This is a genomic window from Thermogemmatispora onikobensis, assembly GCF_001748285.1.
Taxonomy (GTDB): Bacteria; Chloroflexota; Ktedonobacteria; order Ktedonobacterales; family Ktedonobacteraceae; genus Thermogemmatispora; species Thermogemmatispora onikobensis.
In genome coordinates, this window is sequence record NZ_BDGT01000025.1 from 81091 (window position 1) to 99547 (window position 18457).

Annotated in this window: 8 protein-coding genes; 4 read left to right on the forward strand and 4 right to left on the reverse strand. The window is 60.4% G+C overall.

Features of this window, described 5'->3' with window-relative positions; all coding sequences use genetic code 11:
• Positions 1-569: 569 nt before the first annotated feature.
• Positions 570-1064 (reverse strand): hypothetical protein, encoded by a 495-nt coding sequence (locus tag BGC09_RS12445; protein WP_069804313.1) that lies wholly within the window; start codon positions 1062-1064, stop codon positions 570-572.
• Between the two features lie 937 nt (positions 1065-2001).
• Between BGC09_RS12445 and BGC09_RS12450 the strand changes: the two genes are divergently transcribed.
• On the forward strand, positions 2002-3684 hold the full coding sequence (locus tag BGC09_RS12450) for an NAD(P)/FAD-dependent oxidoreductase (RefSeq protein WP_069804314.1): 1683 nt from the start codon (positions 2002-2004) through the stop codon (positions 3682-3684).
• A gap of 264 nt (positions 3685-3948) precedes the next feature.
• Positions 3949-5544: a protein kinase domain-containing protein gene (locus BGC09_RS12455; protein ID WP_084658622.1), complete on the forward strand. Its 1596-nt coding sequence runs from the start codon at positions 3949-3951 to the stop codon at positions 5542-5544.
• Between the two features lie 202 nt (positions 5545-5746).
• Here the strand turns inward: BGC09_RS12455 and BGC09_RS12460 are convergent, their stop codons facing one another.
• From BGC09_RS12460 to BGC09_RS12470, 3 genes are all read right to left on the reverse strand, one after another.
• Positions 5747-9901, reverse strand: a complete 4155-nt coding sequence (locus BGC09_RS12460; RefSeq protein ID WP_069804316.1) for a DUF6788 family protein — start codon at positions 9899-9901, stop codon at positions 5747-5749.
• A gap of 1725 nt (positions 9902-11626) precedes the next feature.
• Entirely contained in the window at positions 11627-11797 is a 171-nt protein-coding gene (locus BGC09_RS22895; protein WP_176728914.1) for a hypothetical protein, read from the reverse strand.
• Positions 11798-12226: 429 nt separating this feature from the next.
• Positions 12227-16366, reverse strand: coding sequence for a DUF6788 family protein (locus tag BGC09_RS12470; protein WP_069804318.1), 4140 nt, complete (start codon positions 16364-16366; stop codon positions 12227-12229).
• An 846-nt stretch (positions 16367-17212) separates the two neighbouring features.
• Here BGC09_RS12470 and BGC09_RS12475 point away from each other — a divergent pair.
• Together BGC09_RS12475 and BGC09_RS12480 are read left to right on the forward strand one after the other, a co-directional pair.
• A complete protein-coding gene (locus BGC09_RS12475; protein WP_052887876.1) occupies positions 17213-17434 on the forward strand; it encodes a hypothetical protein in 222 nt (73 codons plus the stop codon).
• 44 nt (positions 17435-17478) lie between these two features.
• Positions 17479-18402, forward strand: a complete 924-nt coding sequence (locus tag BGC09_RS12480) for a PP2C family protein-serine/threonine phosphatase (RefSeq protein WP_069804319.1) — start codon at positions 17479-17481, stop codon at positions 18400-18402.
• Positions 18403-18457 lie beyond the last annotated feature (55 nt).

Below are 18457 nucleotides of genomic sequence, written 5' to 3' on the forward strand. Positions count from 1 at the left end.
CCTTTCTTTTTTCTTTCTTCTCTAGCTAGCGAAGTTGGTGTTCTCCGGGGTACGGATGGAGAGGCGGGCGCGGCATGCTCTGGTCTGCCTGATGGGAGGGAGTCCCTTCTGACGGCAGACGGCTGGATGCTGGGCGAAAGGAAGAGCAACGCAGCGCTGCCTGTCCATCGCTAAGTGTACCATACTGGTGCAGGGAAGTGAAAAGAGAAGGGCTGACTGGTCGGAGTGGGGGCGCTGGGGGAAGGTCTGCCAGGCTCTCACCAGAGGGGAGGGCCGACGCCAGCGAGGGGGATCTAGAACCTGGAAAGGGCTGCTCCCTGGCAATCTATCTGCCAGGGAGCAAAGCAAGGGTAAGGGAGGTTGCTGCTGTCGAGCTGTAGTGTAGCCTGAGAGGCGATAGACCTACCTCATCGGCGCTACAGCGAGGCGGCGCTTTCCAGGCGATCTCAGCTCATCAGATCGTGTGAGCAACTGGCTGAGCGGTTTGACTTCCTCTGCCAGGTCTGGCGAGAGCAGGCGCTGGCTATCAGGATCAGAGAGGGACAGCCCCGGGGCTGTCCCTTACGCGCTTAGCTGCTGGTGCGCTGGCGTGTTCGACGCATCAGTACATAGCCCGTTTCCAGGATGGAGAAGATATCGATGCCGAAGGCGTACAACTTCATGCGCGTGCGCGAGAGAACGTTGCGCACCGGGCGCATCTCCTGATCCCAGACGCCTTCGGCCTGGGCCAGGCTCAGGCGCCGCCGACAACGCTCTACTTCGGCCTCGGTGATCTGGCCATTGGTGAAGCTGGCAAGAAGGACTTCGTAGGGGCAGTAGTGGGGATAGGCTTCGAGCAGGGGGAGCAGCACACAGATTTCACTGTTGGTAAATTGCTGCTCGGCGATGAGACGGGGCAGACCTTCCTCACAGGCGAGCTGGGCCAGGGTGCCCAGGGTCAGGTTGAGGGCCAGGAGATGGTGGGAAGGGAGCAAATCGCGCAAGGCAAAATGGCGAATCTCTGCAGGTTCTTCTTGCACGGGACGTGGGGACGCTTTGGTCATACGCAGAGAGGTCTTCTGCATGGCACGCTCCTTCTGGCTGGCTAAGATAGCTGCTGACGGACGGACCAACTTGCCGAACGAAGCCCGCGCCGAGCCGGGGGCCGGTGGTGGCTTTGTGCCGCCTGTTTGCTGCTGGAGCGCCCGGGACGTCCCCCCTCTTTCCGCGTCAAGGCCAGCGCAGTTCGTCGCCGGGCCGCGGACCCCTCTTCCGCTGGCGCTCGCTTGTTGCTGGCTGGCGAAACGGCTGCTACTCAGGAGAGGAGCAGCAGGCCCTGCACTGCGAGAGCACTATAATAGCTGCACGAAAATAACGCTCCTTTCCTCATACTGCTTCTCCACAAGCGCATCTTGCTCCTTGAATGCTGCTCTCTACAGAGGACGAACGAGCGGCGCGTTGATCAAATTACGTCTGGGGAGCGCGCTCGCTGTCGCTGAGCCGGCGCTTCGGCGCGCTGGCCGTTGCCGTGGGAAGCATGGACTGCTTCAATAGGTGCTGTACAAAGAAACGCAATGATATTCAATGTCTGGTATATTTTGTTCCTTCCATATTTTACAGTACCAGATAATCGCCCAAAAATCAATACCTGAATTGGCTTTTTTGCTTCTCTTGCCAGAAAGGGCAGTGCCATCCCTCTGGTGGGGGGGGGTGAGCGCTGCGTATGGGACATTCTGGCTATTTTCCCGCGCTGTGCCCGCAAATTGGGCGATTCTGTTCCATACTGCCTTTCGGTATCAGCTTTTCGGTATCGGAATGCAGCTGATCGTTCAAGGGTTAGCCCTCTCTCTCAGTACCTCTCTATCTCATTCCTGTTCTTCCATCCTGGCTACTTCGGATCATCTCGATTCCACAGGTACATGCTGGAAGAGCTGCCTTGCTTCTGAGATATGGGGTAAGAGAGACGGTTGTCCTTGAAAGGATAATACAGATGTAATTCAACAGGAAAGGTGCGCTTCAACCATGCAGAAGACCGCCCTGCCGGCCTGGTTCGGCGATTCGCGAATAGAGGCCAGCGCGGATGTCGTGATTGTGGGGAATGGGATCGCCGGCCTGACTGCTGCGATCGAGGCTCGCCGTTTTGCGCCTGATGCCACGATTCTAATCCTGACGGAGCAGTGCTATCCGACGATTCACACGCCGGCGCTGCGTCAAGTCCTCTCTGGTAAGGTGAGCCGGAGCCAATTGCTGGCCTATCCCGAGGGGACGGAGCAGGCGCGTGGGATCAAGGTGGGGGTAGCGCGGGTTGAGATGATCGATGCGGTCGAGCGGAGGCTGCTGGTAGCGGGTGGGGGGGTAGTCCACTATGGAGTACTCCTCTTGGCGACAGGTAGTGTTGCCCGTGGGTTGCCGAAGGATCTGCCTGGTACTGCGCTGGATGGCGTTCTGACGTTGCATCGTCTGCCTGACTATCTTGATGTCAGGCGCCGGCTGCGGGAGGTGCGAGAGGTGGCGGTGATTGGTGGTGGGGTGCATGGAGCTGAGACCGTCATGAGCCTTTTGCACGTAGGTAAGCGTGTTCACTGGTTCATTCGCGGTTCCTACTGCCTGCCGCGCTTGCTCAATCGAGTGGCGGCTGAGCTTGTTTTGCGACACGTGGAGCAGGCGGGGGCGCTGGTTCATCTGGAAAGCGAGGTGATAGGCTTTGTGGGCAGGGTAGGGGAGTTAGCGGGTGTTGCCACGGCTGACGGGCGTCTTGTTCCTGCGCAGCTGGCGCTGATTTGCACAGGGACCCGTCCCGCGCTCGACCTGGCGACTCGTTCCACCCTGCCTCTTGTCTACGAGGAGCAGCAGGGCATTCTTGTCGATGAGCGGCTCTGCACCAGTGTCCCGGGAATTCTGGCCGCGGGCGATGTGGCGGCCTGGCGGCATCCTCTGAGCGCATCCTATCGCTCGCGGCCATCCTGGCATGCTGCTGTCCTTCAGGGACGAGTGGCTGCAGCGACCATGATGGGGCGGGTGGTGACCCAGGTCAGCGAGGTGATTGGTGCTTCCTGGCAGGCCACACGGCTGGGTTCGCTCTCCATCCTGGCGGTCGGCGATCCCTTGGCGGAAGCAGCGGAGGTGAAGGTCCTGACGCGGCATGGGAAGCAGAGCTACCATCGCCTGGCGCTGGTGGATGATCGTCTGGTTGGCTATCTCGCTCTGGGAAGGGCGCAGCCTGATGCCCTGGCGATCAAGCGCCTCATCGATGAGGCGTTGCCTGTGGCGGCCATTCAGGATGCTCTGCTCCGAGGCGATTTTGATGCACGTGCCTACTTTGCGCGGCTTCGCTCGTCTAAGCTCTATACCTTAACGGCGCCCGGGCGGCTGGCGGAGCGTACATTGGCGACCTCCCGGTGTGCGCCTCCTCTGTCTCCTCCGCTGGGCACGACGGCTGCAGTGGCGGGATGGCAGGCGCCGCCCCAGGGCGGTGAACCCTTCCTGCAGGGAAGCGTGTCAAGAAGGAGGCCCCAAACTGAGCCACTACGGAGATTGATCCCTGCGCAGCATGGTGCCGATGTAGCCAATGCCGCGGGTTCTGGAGCACTTGCTGATCCCGATTCTTGGACTGGGGGGCTGGAGCCTGAGCCGCTGCCGCGACGGCTCTCGCTACCGGCCTCTCTCTCCCAGTCGAACCCGCGTCCGCTGCGGTATTGTCGCTAGCCAGGCAGCGAGGCCTGGCATGAACTTGCTCCTTTCTCAAGCGATGCAATCCTTCTTACTGACTGGGAGGCGCCAGGGTGGTTGGTTGCGGGCGTCAGATGGCTGACTCTCTGGCATCTGGCTGCTCTCTACTGGTGTTGCTTGGTGGTTTTGGGCTGACCATCCATCCTGGTGGTGTCCTGGTGATAATGGTCCACCGCGTGCTGGCCGGTAAGCAGGGAGGCCGGTCACTCAAGCATCCATACATCAGGGGAGGATGATTTTATGCTGTGTCCACGTTGTCACGCTCAGTGGGATGGGGAGAGGCGAGCCTGTCTGCGCTGTGGCTTCGTGTTACCTGTGGCCAGCGGAGACGCGGTGGCTCGCCCGGGAGATCGGGAGCGGCCCCATTGGTCAACCGGCGCTGGTGGAAGGCAGCCGCACTTGCATGTTCCGCGGGTGACTCCTGTTGCCGGGCGGCATGCTGGTGGGCAACAGCCGCCCGTTCCACCGGTGCTGGTGAGCGAGGCGCCGCGTTACCAGTCGCCAGCGGAGCAGCTGCGTCAGCATCGGCCCTGGCAGACTGCTGGTGCTGGTGCTGGTGGGCGTCAGGAGCCGACGACTCTGGATGATCAACGCCGCACAGAGGAGCAGGTGCGCGAGCGGGAGCGCCGGGGAGTAGGGCGCTCTTCTGGGGCGCAGCCTTCGACTGCGGCTGAGGGGCTGCGGTCCCTGCAGGCGGGCGAGCTGCTCCAGGGGGGGCGCTATCGTCTGGCTGAGCGTCAGGGGCGTCATGAGTGGTTGGCGGAAGCTTACGAGACCTTCTGGCTGGCGCATGATGCTCGCCGTGGGGGGGCGCCAGTTCGCATTTGTGAGTTTGTGCTGCCGCGTGAAGATGGTCGCCTGCGGGGGGCGCTTGTTCGCTCTGCTGCTTCTTCCCTCCATGCGGCGGGACGTCACACGCAGATCCCTACCTTGCTCGATGTTTTTTCGGAGGCGGAGCGCGATTTCTTCGTCTTCGAGCATGTTGAGGGGGAGTCGTTGTTGCTCCGTTTGCGTCGGCGCGGGCGTCCTCTTGGTGAGCAGGAGGTGGTCGAGTGCTGTCTGCAAATGGTGGATGTCCTGGAGTTTCTGGCCAGTCAGACCCCTCCTATTGTTCACGGTTTGATCCGGCCAGACTATATTATTGCCGGTCGCACGCGCTCTCACTATGTGCTGACGGGCTTTTCGGTGATGCTGGCCTCGGGGGCAACGCAGTTTGTGACCGGTATGGCTCGCGCGCAGCTCTCGCCTTATACGGCCCCCGAGCTGACTCATGGGGTGATCGATAGCCGTGTTGATCTCTATGCTTTGTTGGCCACGGCCTACCATCTGGCGACCGGTTGTCCGCCGGCCAGAAGCCAGGGCCGTATCCCTCCGGCTCGTCAGTTGAATCCGGCGCTCAGTCCTGGTTTCGAGGCTATTTTAGCGAAGGGTCTCTATTCAGGACAGGGGCTACGGCCCGATCTCTCGCAGCGCTATCAGCATCCTGCCCAGTTGCGTCAGGCGCTCACCGAACGGACGACGCAGCGGGAGGCACCGCTCCAGGTTGTTGAGCCTCCTGCTGGACTTTCCCAATCTGTGTCTGTGGTCTCTGAGCCGCGTCCGCCTGCGACCGAGCCGCTGCCTGATGCGTCTGAGGACCCGCTGCAGGGTCATCCGCTCTTGCAATCGTTGGCTCCTCCCTCGGATCTTTCGCAGCACGAGGAGTCACTGCTGCCCGCTCCCGAAGAGCTGCCCCCCTTGCCAGATGGCAATGATTATCAGCGGGTGCTGCTGTGGGGGATCACGCTCTTTCTCTCGCTCGTCTTGACCATCGCTCTCGCGCGTGGCTGGTTCTGATCAGGCTCGACGAGTGGGTGATGGCCGAGGTGACCAACGGGAGGGGAGAGGCGCTGCGTTGAGTGCAGCCGCCGGGCTGAGCATGCCAGTCGCTCCAGCTAGCCGGCGAGGGAATAAGTAGGGGGAGACTGCCCGGCTCGCAACCTGGAGCCGGGCTTTTGTTCTGCTGTGCGAGCTGCCTCGTCTGGCAGCTGGTGTCTGCTCAGGAGGAGGGTTCTGCTGCTTGAAGTTGCAGCAGGTCGAGCATGGCCCCACACTCGCGGAGGATGCCCGTGGCCTCGCGTTGATAGTTGAGGGCCTCGCTCTGGCGTCTGGGGCTGTCTTGTAAGAGCAGCTGGGCATAGCTGATCAGGGTGCGGGCGTAGTGCAGTCGCATGCCGCGTTCCTGGAAGATGCGCAGGGCCTCCTCAAGGTGGTGCTCTGCCTGGAGATGGGTCTCACGGGTTCCTGCCTGGGCAGAGATACGGCCTAGCAACGCCAGGGCCTCCCCCTGGATGATCGTCATGTTGGTGCGGCGCGCCTGTTCGAGAATGGCCTCGGCCTGGGACTGCGCGTGGCCTGGTTCTCCAAGTAGGAGGTTGACCTCGGCCAGGGTCAGTTTTCCCTGGGCTTCGACGTCTGCGGTGATCCCTGATTGGGCTGAGGCCAGCCGCAGCGCGGCCCGGGCTCGTTGGAGCAGTCGCTGTTGAAGTTGCTGGCCCTGCGCGCGTTGCTCGGTCTCGGCGGTGATTTCTCGGGAGAGGCTGGCCTGTAGCAGGCGCGCCTGGCCAAGGCGTAGACGGGCCAGGGCGACCAGGGCCGAGCTGATGCAGGGGCTGCTTTTAATGGTGCGTCCGATGGTCAGCGCTTGATAGAGGGCCTGGCCGGCCTCGCTCAGCTGACCGCGGGCTTGCAGGACACCAGCCAGATAGCCGTTCCAGTAGCTGAGGTAGACCTGGTCTTTCCCTTGCTCGCCCTGGGCGATAGCTTGCCTGAGATAGCGCTCGGCATCGTTAAGGTCACCTGTGCGTTCGGCGAGGATGCCCAGGTTGCTGAAGACGACGGCCATCAATGGCAGATCGCCTACCTCGTCCGCCAGCTCTAGCGAGCGACGACAGTAGGCCAGGGCTTCGGCATGGTTCGCGCGGTAAAGAAGGACATGTCCAATATTACAACAAATGTGGGCAATTTCTCGCTTATGGCCGAGTTCTTCGGCAAGCTGGAGGGCGACTTGCAGGTGATGCAGGGCCTGCTCGTGGCGACCGGTGTTGATCTCCAGGGTACTTAAAAAGCGGTGGGTGCGGGCGAGACCGATGGGGTCGCCGCTGATCAGGGGGGTAGCGGGCCGTGTTTCTTGGTGAGCCAGCCTCTCCTCGGCGTTGGCTGGGGTTGAGATGGGGGCGCCGCCGGCGCGTGTCTGGAAGCTGTGCGTGTAGAGGGCTTCAAAGAGGCGCAGAGCCTCCTGCCCCTCCTGGCGCGCTTCGGCGTAGCGGCCTTCGTCATTGTAGATGTAGCCTCGCAGGTAGCGCAGGGTGGCCCAGGCCATCCCTCCTTCGATGCCTGCTGCGCGCAATCTGGTGGCGGCCCGGTCGCAGTAGTCGTGGGCGCGGGCGAAGTCGCTCATATAGAACCAGGTGCGGCCAATCTCGGTGAGCAGGCGCGCTTCAAGTTGCGTTTGATAGGGCGGATCGCTCGGGCCGTATGTCCGGCCTTCCTGTGCAACATCAAAGGCACGCTGATAGAGCTGGCAAGCCTCGGCGTAATGTCCCTGGATGCGGATGCACTCGGCCAGTCTCCCCAGGAGATAGGCGCGGCGGTCATAAGGGAGAACCTGGGGGCTCCTGGTGGGCGTAGTGGGGTCGCTGATCTGTGGGAAATGTTCGACGGCGATCCGATAGAGGCGGGCCGCCTCGGTATAAGCCGAAAGGGCGTAGGCGGCCTCTGCTGCCAGCGAGGCGTAGCGGATAATCTGCTCGGGTGGGCCGCCGCCGGCGACCAGGTGGTAGGTGATCATGGCGGCGCCCTTCTCTTCGTGGCCACTATAGAGCTGGCGCAGGGTTTCGGCGGCGCGCCGATGCAGCAGGACGCGCTTCATTCCAGACATGCTCTCGTAGAGGTGGCTCGCCAGTAAAGGATGCCAGAAGTGGTAGCTGATATGGCTGCCGCTGCTGGTCTCGCTCAGGACGCCGGCCTGCAGGGCCTCGTCTAACAGATCGAGGACGCGCTCCTCGTCGAAAGGCTGGGGATCGGCGGCTTCCAGGGCGCAGAGGGCCTCGAACTCGAAGGAGCCGCCGAGAATGGAGGCGTCGCTGAGCAGGCGGCGGCAGTGGCGACTGAGCCGGGTGAGGCGCATATCGAGCACGGCGGTGATGGTCTCGGGCAGGTGCTGCAGGCTTGCCTGAAAGCTGCTCTCGGTAGGGGAAAGCAGTTGCATTTCAATGCTGCGGGCCAGTTCCTCAGCAAAGAAGGGATTGCCAGCGGCGTGCGACTGGATGAAGCGCAGGGCTGCCGGGGGCATATGGCTGACGATCTGGGCAATCTGTTCATCGGTGAGCGGCGGCAAGTCCAGGGTGATGACGCCGTGTTCGCGCTGCAGGTGGGCGATGAGCGTCTGGAGGACGGTATTGGCGGCCAGATCGCTGTCGCGGCAGGTGCCGATGAAGAGCACCGGGTGGCCGGCGAGACGGCGCACCAGGTAGCCGAGTAGCTCACAGCTGCTGGCGTCGGCCCAGTGCAGGTCGTCCAGCACGAGCAGGAGGGGAACCTGTTTGCTGATGCGCGTCAGCAGTTCTTGCAAAGCCTCTTTGAGGCGCTGCTGTTCCTGCTCTGGGGGTAGTGGTGGTGGGGGTGGCAGGATCTCGTAGAGTTCGGGCAGGATAGCCCCGAGGGGGGCATAAAGTTCGGGATGTTGTCGAATCTCCTGGGTAAACCAGAAGTCTTGCTCGGTAATGCTCCGCAGTGGTTCAATCCAGAGGCGGTACGGGATGGCGCTTTCTTGCTCGTAGACGCGGCTCCAGATGACCGTCCACTGGCGTTGCAGGGCCTCGCGGCTGAGTTCTTCGGCCAGACGAGTTTTGCCAAGGCCGGGGGCTGCGACCAGGACGGCGTACTGAGGTTGGCGTTGGGTTGCCAGGGGCAAGGTGGCAGTGGCCCCGTTGCGGGCCGAGCCGGTCCCGCTGGCTGCGGGAGTCAGCCGCTCCAGGGTAGTTGTAGCGAGCTGCTCAGTGGTGATGAGGAGTTGCCGTAAGCGTGTCAGCTCCTGATCACGCCCGACCAGAGGGCTGCGGTGGGTGCGCCCGATCTGAGGGGAAGAAGAGGCGGAGACACTCTCTCGGGAGGTGGCTGGCTGGCTCGGTTGAGGAGCGGGCGCAGGCCGGGGGCGAGAGAGAGGATGGTTGGCGCAGATAGCCTGGTAGAGGGTCTGAAGCGCCTCTGAGGGGATCCCTTCATGTGAAGAAAGGAACTGCTGGTAAAGGCGGATGGCCTCGCTGCGGCGACGTAGGGCTGCCAGGCAGTACATCGTCAAGGAGAGAGCTTCGTCATCGCTGGGGTTGTAGGCTAAGAGGCGTTCGAGCAGTGGCAATGCGCCAGTGAGGTTATCTCGGGCGAGGCGTAGATCGACCAGGGTTAGCAGGGCCTGGCGCCAGCTCCTGCGTAGGGTTTCGCGTCTTCTGGCGAGCTGGGCGGGATAAGGCGGGACAGTCCAGCCAGCGAGCAGGTCCCCTTTGTAGAGGCGCAGAGCCTCATCGAGCAGGCTCTCGCGGAGCGGCTCGTCGCTGCAGCGCGAGGCCTGGTTGAGCAGCTCTTCGAAGGCGTCGGCGTCGATCCACAGGGTTTGCTGGCCGGCAAGGCTGAGCGCCTCCTCGCTTTCTTGAAGCAGTATGGAAGCTGAGGCTAAGGCGCTGGCACTGGTGAGCCAGTAGCGCAGGTTGGAGACGGCGCGTTCGAGGCGGCGGATGGCCTCGGACGGCTCCAGGCCAGGCCAGAGGGTGATCATGGCTTGCTGACGCGAGAGCTGACGCTCTGGACTGGCGGTCAGCAGAGCCAGGAGGGCGCGCCCGGCGAGTTGGAGAGTGGGGCGTCCGCCACGTCGGGTGGTTCGCTGTTCTTCGATGGAACGTTCCAGACGTAGGCTGCCAAGCAGGTAGAGGCGTCGCTGCGAGGGCTGCGCTGGCTGACCGGCCACGATCTCTTGTTGTTCGATCTGGGTCAGCGCCTCTGGTGGCAGGGTGCGGCCAATATAGGTGCGTGTGGTCTGGCCGCCCTCGCTGCGATAAGCGTACCAGTAAGGTCCGTGCCCGCGCCCTGCGCGACATTTTTTACACTGTGGTTTGCCACAAAAGCTGTACTGACGATAGTAGGTGACCTTACTGTTCATCGCGCGCACTCCTTGCCGCTACGCAGGCTTGCTGCTGGGGAGCTGATCGCAGAGGCTACCAGGAAGGGCCTGGCCTGCGTGCGTCGCACTGGTCTTGCTGGTGCGTCTAGGGGCCACTGGGCGGCCCACAGGCTCTTTCTCCTGGCGAGGGCAAGACGGTGGCTGCGTGGCTGCGCTGGTCCCAACTGGGTCTGGGGGGCCGCTCCTGCCCCGGAAAGCCCTGACACTTCTGGCAGAGGGAGACGGTGATGGTTGACGACGTGGGGCGACTGCTGGAGCTGGCTGCTTACTGGCAAAGCAGGACCATCCCCGGCCTGCGCTGCTCTGGCATGGGAGCGCGCTCTCTTTCCGTGCTCCAGTGCGGGTCTGGTGAACTGGGCAGGAGAGCCCCGGAGTGCTGCAGGCATCGCAAAGCTGTGGCGCTGGTTCTTGAACGGGTCTTCTGGCGCCATCGTTACTACACGCATGCGCTCTGCTGCTCCCTCGTGAACTGGCCTGGCTTACGTGGCATCGGGCACCCTGTGAGGCCATCGCAGGTGTGAAGCGGAGCCTCTGTCTGATCCCTGGCCAGGACGGCCTGATCTCATTCGTCTTAGCTCGCTGAGTCTGCTCGCTAATCTTTAGCAGGACTGCTGCATTCTCTTGGCTGCCATAGGACGAAGGCTTAGAAAGAGGCCTGCGCCTACCGGGCCTCTTTCTCTCCTCCGAATCCCAAAAAGGCCGCACTGTGAAATGTCGGTAGGAAGTAAGTAGTCACAGCTAAGATTACCCGATAAATATCGGTGCTTCAACCTGACCGCCAAATGCGACCGCTGGCGAGCGGCGCGGGAGGTCGAACTGTTCATGCGAGCGACCGGCGTTTCTTATTATAGCTTATGAGATGTGATCTGTCAGGTAATGCTCGCTCTATGGTGGCAAGAAGCGCCTGCCAGGGATTGCGGCCCGGTTCTGGTTGAGGTTCAGGGCCGTGGAGAGGTGCAGTAATCGAGAGAAGGGGAATGGGAGACAAAAAGGTGGGTCGGTCAGCGCTGCGGCTTCGAGGGGTTCAGACCGGGGGAGGCTGACCGACCCGTTGTATCGACAGGCGGGCCAGGCAGGTGCGGCTGGTGTGTCAGTGGGCCGGGATGGTGCTACGGGAGGTGGCCGTAGCCCGTGGCTCACTGGCTGTGGCACCCTGCCGGGGGCCTGAGCTAGCTCGCCATGTCTGCAATCACGGCGAAGGGTGCGCTGATTAGTCGAAGTGAGACATCAGGCGCTTCCTTTCTCAGGGACGTTACTCTGAGAGGGACGAGGGCGATCCGATCGGTTGAGTGATCTTGACCTGGTCGCATCCTCGCCCGCTCAGGCAAGGGTTGTGTCGTTTGCCCGTGTGGGCTATGGGTAGCTCCTCTGGCCAATGCGGCCCGTAGAGGGCGGTGCTGCCAGGACGGCTGGAGCGACGGGCGCTGTTGCAGCCTATGAGTGGCTGGGTGGTACCACGTGACGCTCTGCGTCGCTCGCCGTCACTGCCACATCCCCGGGACCACTGCCAGCAGCAGGACCAGCAACTTGTTAAAGGCTTTGAGATCGACGCGCTAGTACTTAGGCTATACCTGTATCTGTACCTGCACGTCTCGCCTGGTGCCCGGTCTCGTTACGGCTTGTTTAGGTCTCGCCTTGCTTCAGTGAATATGGCTGACGAGAGTTGCCCTCGGCTAGAAAACACGGGCAGGAGGCAGAACCTACTTATGGACCATAGCGATACTGAAGGCTTGGTGATGCGCTTGATGGCAAAGTAAGTAAATGATGGAACCCGCCCGTTTGCAGGGTCAAAATCAGACCCACGGCAAGAGCCGCCAGAACGATCAGTAGGCAGATGGTGATAATGAGCTGCTTGCGGTAAACGGCAATATTCATTGGGCTTGCTCCTTCCTGAGTGCACTTCCGGACGACAGGACGAGATGACTACCTGCTGACTAATCGTAACGGACAACGTCAGTCTAGATATCTTGGAACAGATGGGCACATGGTTTTCGGTAGATGTTCACCTCCGCTGGATAGAGCGAGCTTGACTCTTACGGCTTTGCGCATGGGGTGCTGCTTGTGATCCGGAGCTTTGCTCCAGCCTCATCCCCATTCTGGCTTTAGCTTACTTTTATAGTAATCGATGAACCGCTGACAGCACCCAGGATTCTTCACCTGTGTATCAGGACAAATAACCGCCGCCCCCTAGAGGGACATATCAAAACTGATGGATGTATAAACGCGATAAAGCATTAGAGGGTGATTGTCAAACTGACCTTTACTCTGGTCACTTCCGTCTGAGCGAGGTGGCACTGGAGCTGATCAGGATTGAGGGGCTTTTGCCTTTATCCTGTATTGATGGAGGAAACGCTCTGCCACTTGGACCTCAAGGTTGGCCTGACACTCTCTAAAGATCCGATGAGCATCCTGCATGTAGTTGAGACCCAACTTGTAATCACGGCTGCTAGCTTTGTTTTTTGAGAGGAGGACTTGGCCATAGCGGCAAGCGGTACGAGCATATTCCAGATACATTCCTAAAGAGGAGAACAGGGCAAGGGCTTGCTCAAACATTGGTGCAGCCTCTCTATAGTTTTCCCTGAGAGCTAGGATCTCTCCCATGAGACGTTGCGTCTTTGCTTGCTCTTGTCCCGAGTGACTCGATATGAACTGCTCCATCAGATAGACAGCTTGTTTATGGGCTGCATCTACCTGCCCGAGCTGAAGGCATGTTTCTGCCAGTGCTAACAGTCCTTCGATACGTACCTCTCTCTCTAGCTCTTCAATTTTGAGACCTCTTAAAAGTGCGGATTTGGCTTTCAAAAGTAATTTTGCTTGATTATTGTCTTTCAATGTTGCTTTTGTGGAATAATAGGTTTTACTATTGATAATACTCTTGCTCTGAAATAAGTAGAGGCTACCGAGAGAAATTAAGGCATATCCAATACAAGGTTTATTATTTATATGTCTAGCTATATTGATGGCTCTTAATATATATTTCCTAGCTTCCTGGAAATCTCCTTTATCTCTAAGTGTATTTGCTAGATATGTTTGGCATATACTCATATAAATATGATCGTTTAACACCTCTGCCAGGGCGATGCACCGTCTAAGCCAGGCTTCTGACTCGGCCAGTACGCCAGTCCTTGCGGACAAGATGCCTAAATTGCCATATATTACCAGCAACAGTGGACTATCGTTATATTTTTCTGCGATTGAAAGCGCATAGCGGAAGAAGGTCTGGGCCTGCCCATAGCTGGCTCGGCTTAGATGGGCATGTCCAATGTTACAGCATACTGCTGCTATATCCCTTTGGCAGTTCAGTTGCTCGAATCTGGCAAGAGCTAAATTAAGATGAACTAGCGCCTCATCTGTCTTGCCTACGCTGTTCGCAATCGAGCCGATTAAACGATGGGTACGGGCTAGATCAATTGGGTCGCCAGCCAAAATCGAGCTGACATGAGTTGTCCTTGGGCTAAGCGAGCCTCCCGGTGCTGGACTTTCCAGGATATCTTCAAAAATGGTTAAAGCCGCTCTGGCCTCCTCTAATGCCTTTTCATAGTTGCCATCCTGCCAATCAATGTAGCTACGCAATCTTCTAATACTTGCCCATGCAGCGCTTCTTACAATCCCCGCCTTCTCTAGAACATGCTCGCTATGCTTACAGGAGTGTCTAGCTTGTTCATTGTCTCCCTGGTTGTACCAGGTCCAGCCGATCTCGACCCAGATCATCGCCTGATACTGGGCCTCGTAGAGGGCCTCCTCCGGGCTGGCCGGCTGGCGCCCATAATTGCGCACCTCCAGCAGGCGCTCGTAGAAATGGCGGGCCTCCTCCGACTTGCCCTGCACCCGCAGCGAATAGGCCAGCAGCTCGTACAGGTCCGCCAGGTGCAGGCGCTCCTCCTGGCTCCAGGCGGCCAGCGGACGCCCCTGCGACGCCTGCAAATACTGGATCGCCAGGCGATAATAATACTCGGCCTCCCCATAGGACGACAGCGCGTAAGCGTGATCCCCCGCCAGCTCCGCGTAGTGCCTGATCATCGCCGCCTCGCCTCCGCCCTTCACCAAATGCTGCGTAATCGTCGCCGCGCCTTCCGCCTCGCGTCCCGCATACTTTTGCGTCAGCACCAGGGCGGCCCGCCGGTGCAGGCTCGTCCGCCGCGCTCCCGACAATCGCTGGTAGAGGTGCAGGCCGAGCAGCGGGTGCCAGAAATGGTAACTGATGCGCGTACCGGCGCCTTCCTCGACAAGGACACCCTCGCGCAGCGCCTCCTCCAATAGATCGAGTAATGTGGCTTCATCAATATTGCTGCCACCCAATTGCTCTAGCTGCAACACCTCCCCAAACTCGAAAGCCCCCTCCAACACCGAGGCATTGCTCAACAAACGCTGGCAGGCCGAACTCAGGCGGCGCAAACGCAGATCGAGCACCGCCGCAATCGTCTCCGGCAGCGGCAGAGCCCGCCCGAGCTCCTGCTTCTGCCCGCCGTTGGCCGCCTCTGACACGAGCTGCTGCACCACCTGCGGGCCTGTACTGGCCAGCGTCCGCGCCAGCTCCTCGGCGAAGAACGGGTTACCTCCCGCCTGCTTCTGAATATAATGCACCAGTGGCTCCGGCAGATGGGCCACCAGCGAGGCGATCTGCTCCTCGCTCAACGGCGCAATTTCCAGGCGCAGCGCCACCTGCTCGCGTTGCAGATGGGGCAGCAACGTCCGCAGCGGATGCTCCTCCGGTAGCTCCGTATCGCGATAAGTAGCAGTGATCATAATGGCTCGCTGCTGCAAATGGCGCACCAGGTAGGCCAGTAGCTCGCAGCTACTGGGATCGGCCCAGTGCATGTCATCCAGCACGATCAGCAGGGGAGTGCGCTCGCTGATCATCGTCAGCAGGTCCAGGGTAGCCTCCCACAATCGGCGCTGTTCATCCTCGGGCGACAGGGGGCTGGCAAACTCAACATGGGGCAAAGCATTCAGCTCGGGGAGAAGAATACTCAAAGGCTGATAGAGCAGGGGACGATGACTAATCTCCTGGATCTGCCAGAAGCCGCGACTCTGAGCATTGCGCAACACCTCCGTCCAGGGCCGGTAAGGAACGCTGCTCTCCTGAGCATAAACCCGGCTCCAGGCGATGGCCCAACCGCGCTGCTGCGCCTCTCGTCCCACCTCCTCTGCCAGGCGCGTCTTACCGATCCCCGCCTCGCCGGCCAGCAAGACGCACTGCGGTTGGCGCGGCTGATCGAAAGGAGAAATCAAGGCTCGCCGACGATTGCCCAGACGCACGCGGCGCTGCTGCTCGCAGGTATGCATCACCGTACGCAACGTCTCCAGCTCCTCCTCGCGACCCACCAGCGGACTCTGATGCTGGCGCCCAACCTGCACCTGTGAGCGCCCGTCGCGCCCCTCCTGGCTGCGGCTCTCCACATCCAGCAACGATGTCAGAGGCACTGAGGGCAGCCCCTTGACGCCCACCGAGCCGCGGCGCACCTCCTCATAGAGCCGGCGCGTCTCAGCCAACGGCTCGATATCATGGGCCCGCCGTAGCGCCTCGACCAGGCGATGGTAGACGCGCATAGCCTCAGCCCGCCGCCCCCGGGCCGTCAAAGCAATAATCAGGCGCTGCACCGCGGCCTCATTCGTATCATCGGCGGCCAGCAAACGGTCCATCGGCTCGATCACCGCCGCATAGGCCTCGCGGGCCAGACGCAGATCAGCCAGCTCCAGCAGTGCACCCATCCAATGCCGGCGCAGCATATCGCGTCGCGTCACCACCCACGGCACATCAGACATCTCCGGCAGCAGATCATTTGCATAAAGAGCCACCGCCTCCTCAAGCAGATGCTCCCGCTCAGAGGCCATGCGCTGCTCCTCATGGGCCTGTGCCAGCAACAGCTCAAACGCATCGCTATCCACCCAAATCTCATGCTGATCAGCCAGAATCAGCCCCTCATGCTCAGTGCGCAGCAGATGCGAGGTTGAAGCACGTGGAAGCGAAGGCTCCAAAATGCGGCGCAGCGAATGCACCGTTCGATCAAGCCGGGCCGCGGCGGTCTCAGGATCAAGATTTGGCCAGAGCGCTTCCATAATCTGCTCGCGGCCAAGCTTGCGCCCCGGGCTAAGGAGCAAAAGAGCAAAGAGCTGGCGCGGACGCTGATGGTTCCAGCGGACATCTTCGACCGTCTGCCAGTTACGTCCCACCCGGCGCTCAAGCTCAAAGCGACCTAGCATCGAGACGCGGAGCACGGCGGGATCATCGTCCTGGGCGGGCCGCCCGGCGATCCAGGTCTGGATCTGCTCAGGCTGGACATCGGGAGGTAAGGTCTTCCCAATATAGGTGCGCGTCGTGCGGCCATTCACCGTCTTGTAGGCATACCAGTAGGGGCCATGTCCAATGCCCGTGTTACATTTGCGACAGCGCGGCTTGCCGCAGAAGCTGATTTGTTGATGGTAGGTCACTTTTGTGCTCATGTGATGATCCCCTGAAGGTGGTTCCTACCTGTCTCTGAACTGCACGGTGCTGGAGATTAGGGATAGGCTGAGCTGCGCAAAGGGAGCCTACCGGGACGCTGTGATTAACTCCCTCATTATACCTTATACCCAATTATGCGCAAGCTGGCAGCAGGAGCGGGTCAAAAGGATAGCGCCCCTCTCTCATGCTCTTCACCTGACAACGCTAGCGCCCACTGTGCAAGAATCCTGCTGGTAGCGCGCCGGCAAACAGTTCCCCACTCATTGACAGCCTGGTGGCGAAGATCACTGCTTGATCCTGGTTTGAGATCAACACAAACGCCTCAGCGAGCTTCCCCCAGCGCAATCCCCAACAACAGCACTGGCTCGCGCGCCAGCCAATGACCAGCCGACGGCCAGCAAGGACCAATGAGCACATCACGCTTTACATAAGACTGGTATAAGACAGGACCAGCTCGAATCTTCTACTCAAACCAGCTCCCGTGGCGGCTGTGACCCCTTACTCATCTGACCGGGAGCAGAAGCCTGGGACACGAATCAAGCAACTCAAGGGCCTGTATCGCCTCATTGCAAGGTATACATCTTGCGATTCTGAGACGCCTGTCGAGAGAAGTCGAGCCATCTACTCCTACAGATGGGGACCTCAGCAGGCCCCCATAGCGCCCGCTTCCCACTGGCCTGCGCCTTCTCCACAAGAAAGGCGGAGGAGCAACCCCCTCCCAGGAAGATAGTGAGGAGGTAGGGAAAACTACCGATCGGTATACTGCCCAGTGTCAGTGAGATCCTCGTCTGTCCTTGTGTTCTTCTGCGCGCCTGGCGCAGGTTAACGAGGGAGGAAGACAGCCCATGTGCGAGAGCGAGGTTGCACGGCTGCGATCGCAGATCGAGAGAGAACTAGAGGCCATGCAGCGCGGTCTTTACGGCCTGGCTCTAGGGACCGCCCGCCATGAGTTCATCCGGCGACGCATGGATCATCTTGGACGCTACCAGCAGCGACTCGCTGGTCAGGTAGGCGAAGAGCAGGCCATGCAACTGATGTATACCCTCTACGTCCAGGTGGTGGGCTAGCAGGGGCAAGCGCTCACATGAGCGAGGAGGCGTAGACGCTGACTATGAAAGAGCAGCTGCCGTCGGAGTACGAGACGCCTCTGTTGGCACACCTGCAGGCTCTCCCGGGGTTGGTGAAAAGACAACTGTCTGGGCGCGGCAGATCCCCTTTGCGCCGTTGGCAGCGCGATTTGCCCCTGCGCCTGGAAATCGGCACAGCCTGGCACCAGGGCGAGGGTCGTCGCCTTGGCCCCAACGGGGATCGCTTAATCGCCCTGCAAGGAAGCTGTATTTGCAATGAACGCTTGCTTCCCATCGGCCTCTTCGTGGTGGCCGACGGCCTGGGACTGGGCGATCGCGCCTACGATTTAGAAGCAAGCAACCTGGCTATCCAGACCCTCCTGCATTTCGTCCTTCTGGGCCTGGCAGGCTCTCGCCCCCTGAGCGAGGAACAACTGCCGAAGTTGCTCGTCGAAGGCATCAGGCGCGCGAACCAGGCCGTCTATCTGCGTAGCATAGAAGCATGCGCATATATAGTCACAACGCTGACGGTGGCCCTCATAGTCGAGCTCACAGCCTATATCGCCAACGTAGGCAACAGCCGGGCCTATCGTTATCGAGAGCGCGAGGGACTGCTGCAGATCACGCGCGACCACTCGCTGGCCGCACGCATGGTTGAGACCAGCGTCATCACGCCAGAAGAAGCCCAACGTCATCCCGAGCGTCGGCAGCTCTACCGGGGACTTGGCAGCAAAGCCACCGTTGACGTCGATTGCTTCAAGCTTGGCCTCCAGGTCGACGATCGCTTGCTGCTCTGCTCCGATGGGTTATGGGAGGTTGTTCCTGAAGCCCAGCTCTTAGAAATCCTCTCTCTACCCGGCCTCTCCTCGGCAGAGATCTGCGATCGGCTCGTGACCACGGCGCTCGACAGCGGCGGGCTTGACAACATCAGCGCGGTTCTCGTGCATGTAGCACCAATAACCGCCTGATCACTGCTCAAACAACATAAGGTCAATCTTTACAGCATATTTCTCGAAACAGGTC

Excerpts from the sequence above, each read along its gene's own strand:
- BGC09_RS12475 (WP_052887876.1), top strand. The coding sequence starts at position 17,213 with ATGTGCGAGAGCGAGGTTGCACGGCTGCGATCGCAGATCGAGAGAGAA.
- BGC09_RS12480 (WP_069804319.1), top strand. The coding sequence starts at position 17,479 with ATGAAAGAGCAGCTGCCGTCGGAGTACGAGACGCCTCTGTTGGCACAC.
- BGC09_RS12450 (WP_069804314.1), top strand. The coding sequence starts at position 2,002 with ATGCAGAAGACCGCCCTGCCGGCCTGGTTCGGCGATTCGCGAATAGAG.
- BGC09_RS12445 (WP_069804313.1), bottom strand. The coding sequence starts at position 1,064 with ATGCAGAAGACCTCTCTGCGTATGACCAAAGCGTCCCCACGTCCCGTG.
- BGC09_RS12460 (WP_069804316.1), bottom strand. The coding sequence starts at position 9,901 with ATGAACAGTAAGGTCACCTACTATCGTCAGTACAGCTTTTGTGGCAAA.
- BGC09_RS12455 (WP_084658622.1), top strand. The coding sequence starts at position 3,949 with ATGCTGTGTCCACGTTGTCACGCTCAGTGGGATGGGGAGAGGCGAGCC.
- BGC09_RS22895 (WP_176728914.1), bottom strand. The coding sequence starts at position 11,797 with ATGAATATTGCCGTTTACCGCAAGCAGCTCATTATCACCATCTGCCTA.
- BGC09_RS12470 (WP_069804318.1), bottom strand. The coding sequence starts at position 16,366 with ATGAGCACAAAAGTGACCTACCATCAACAAATCAGCTTCTGCGGCAAG.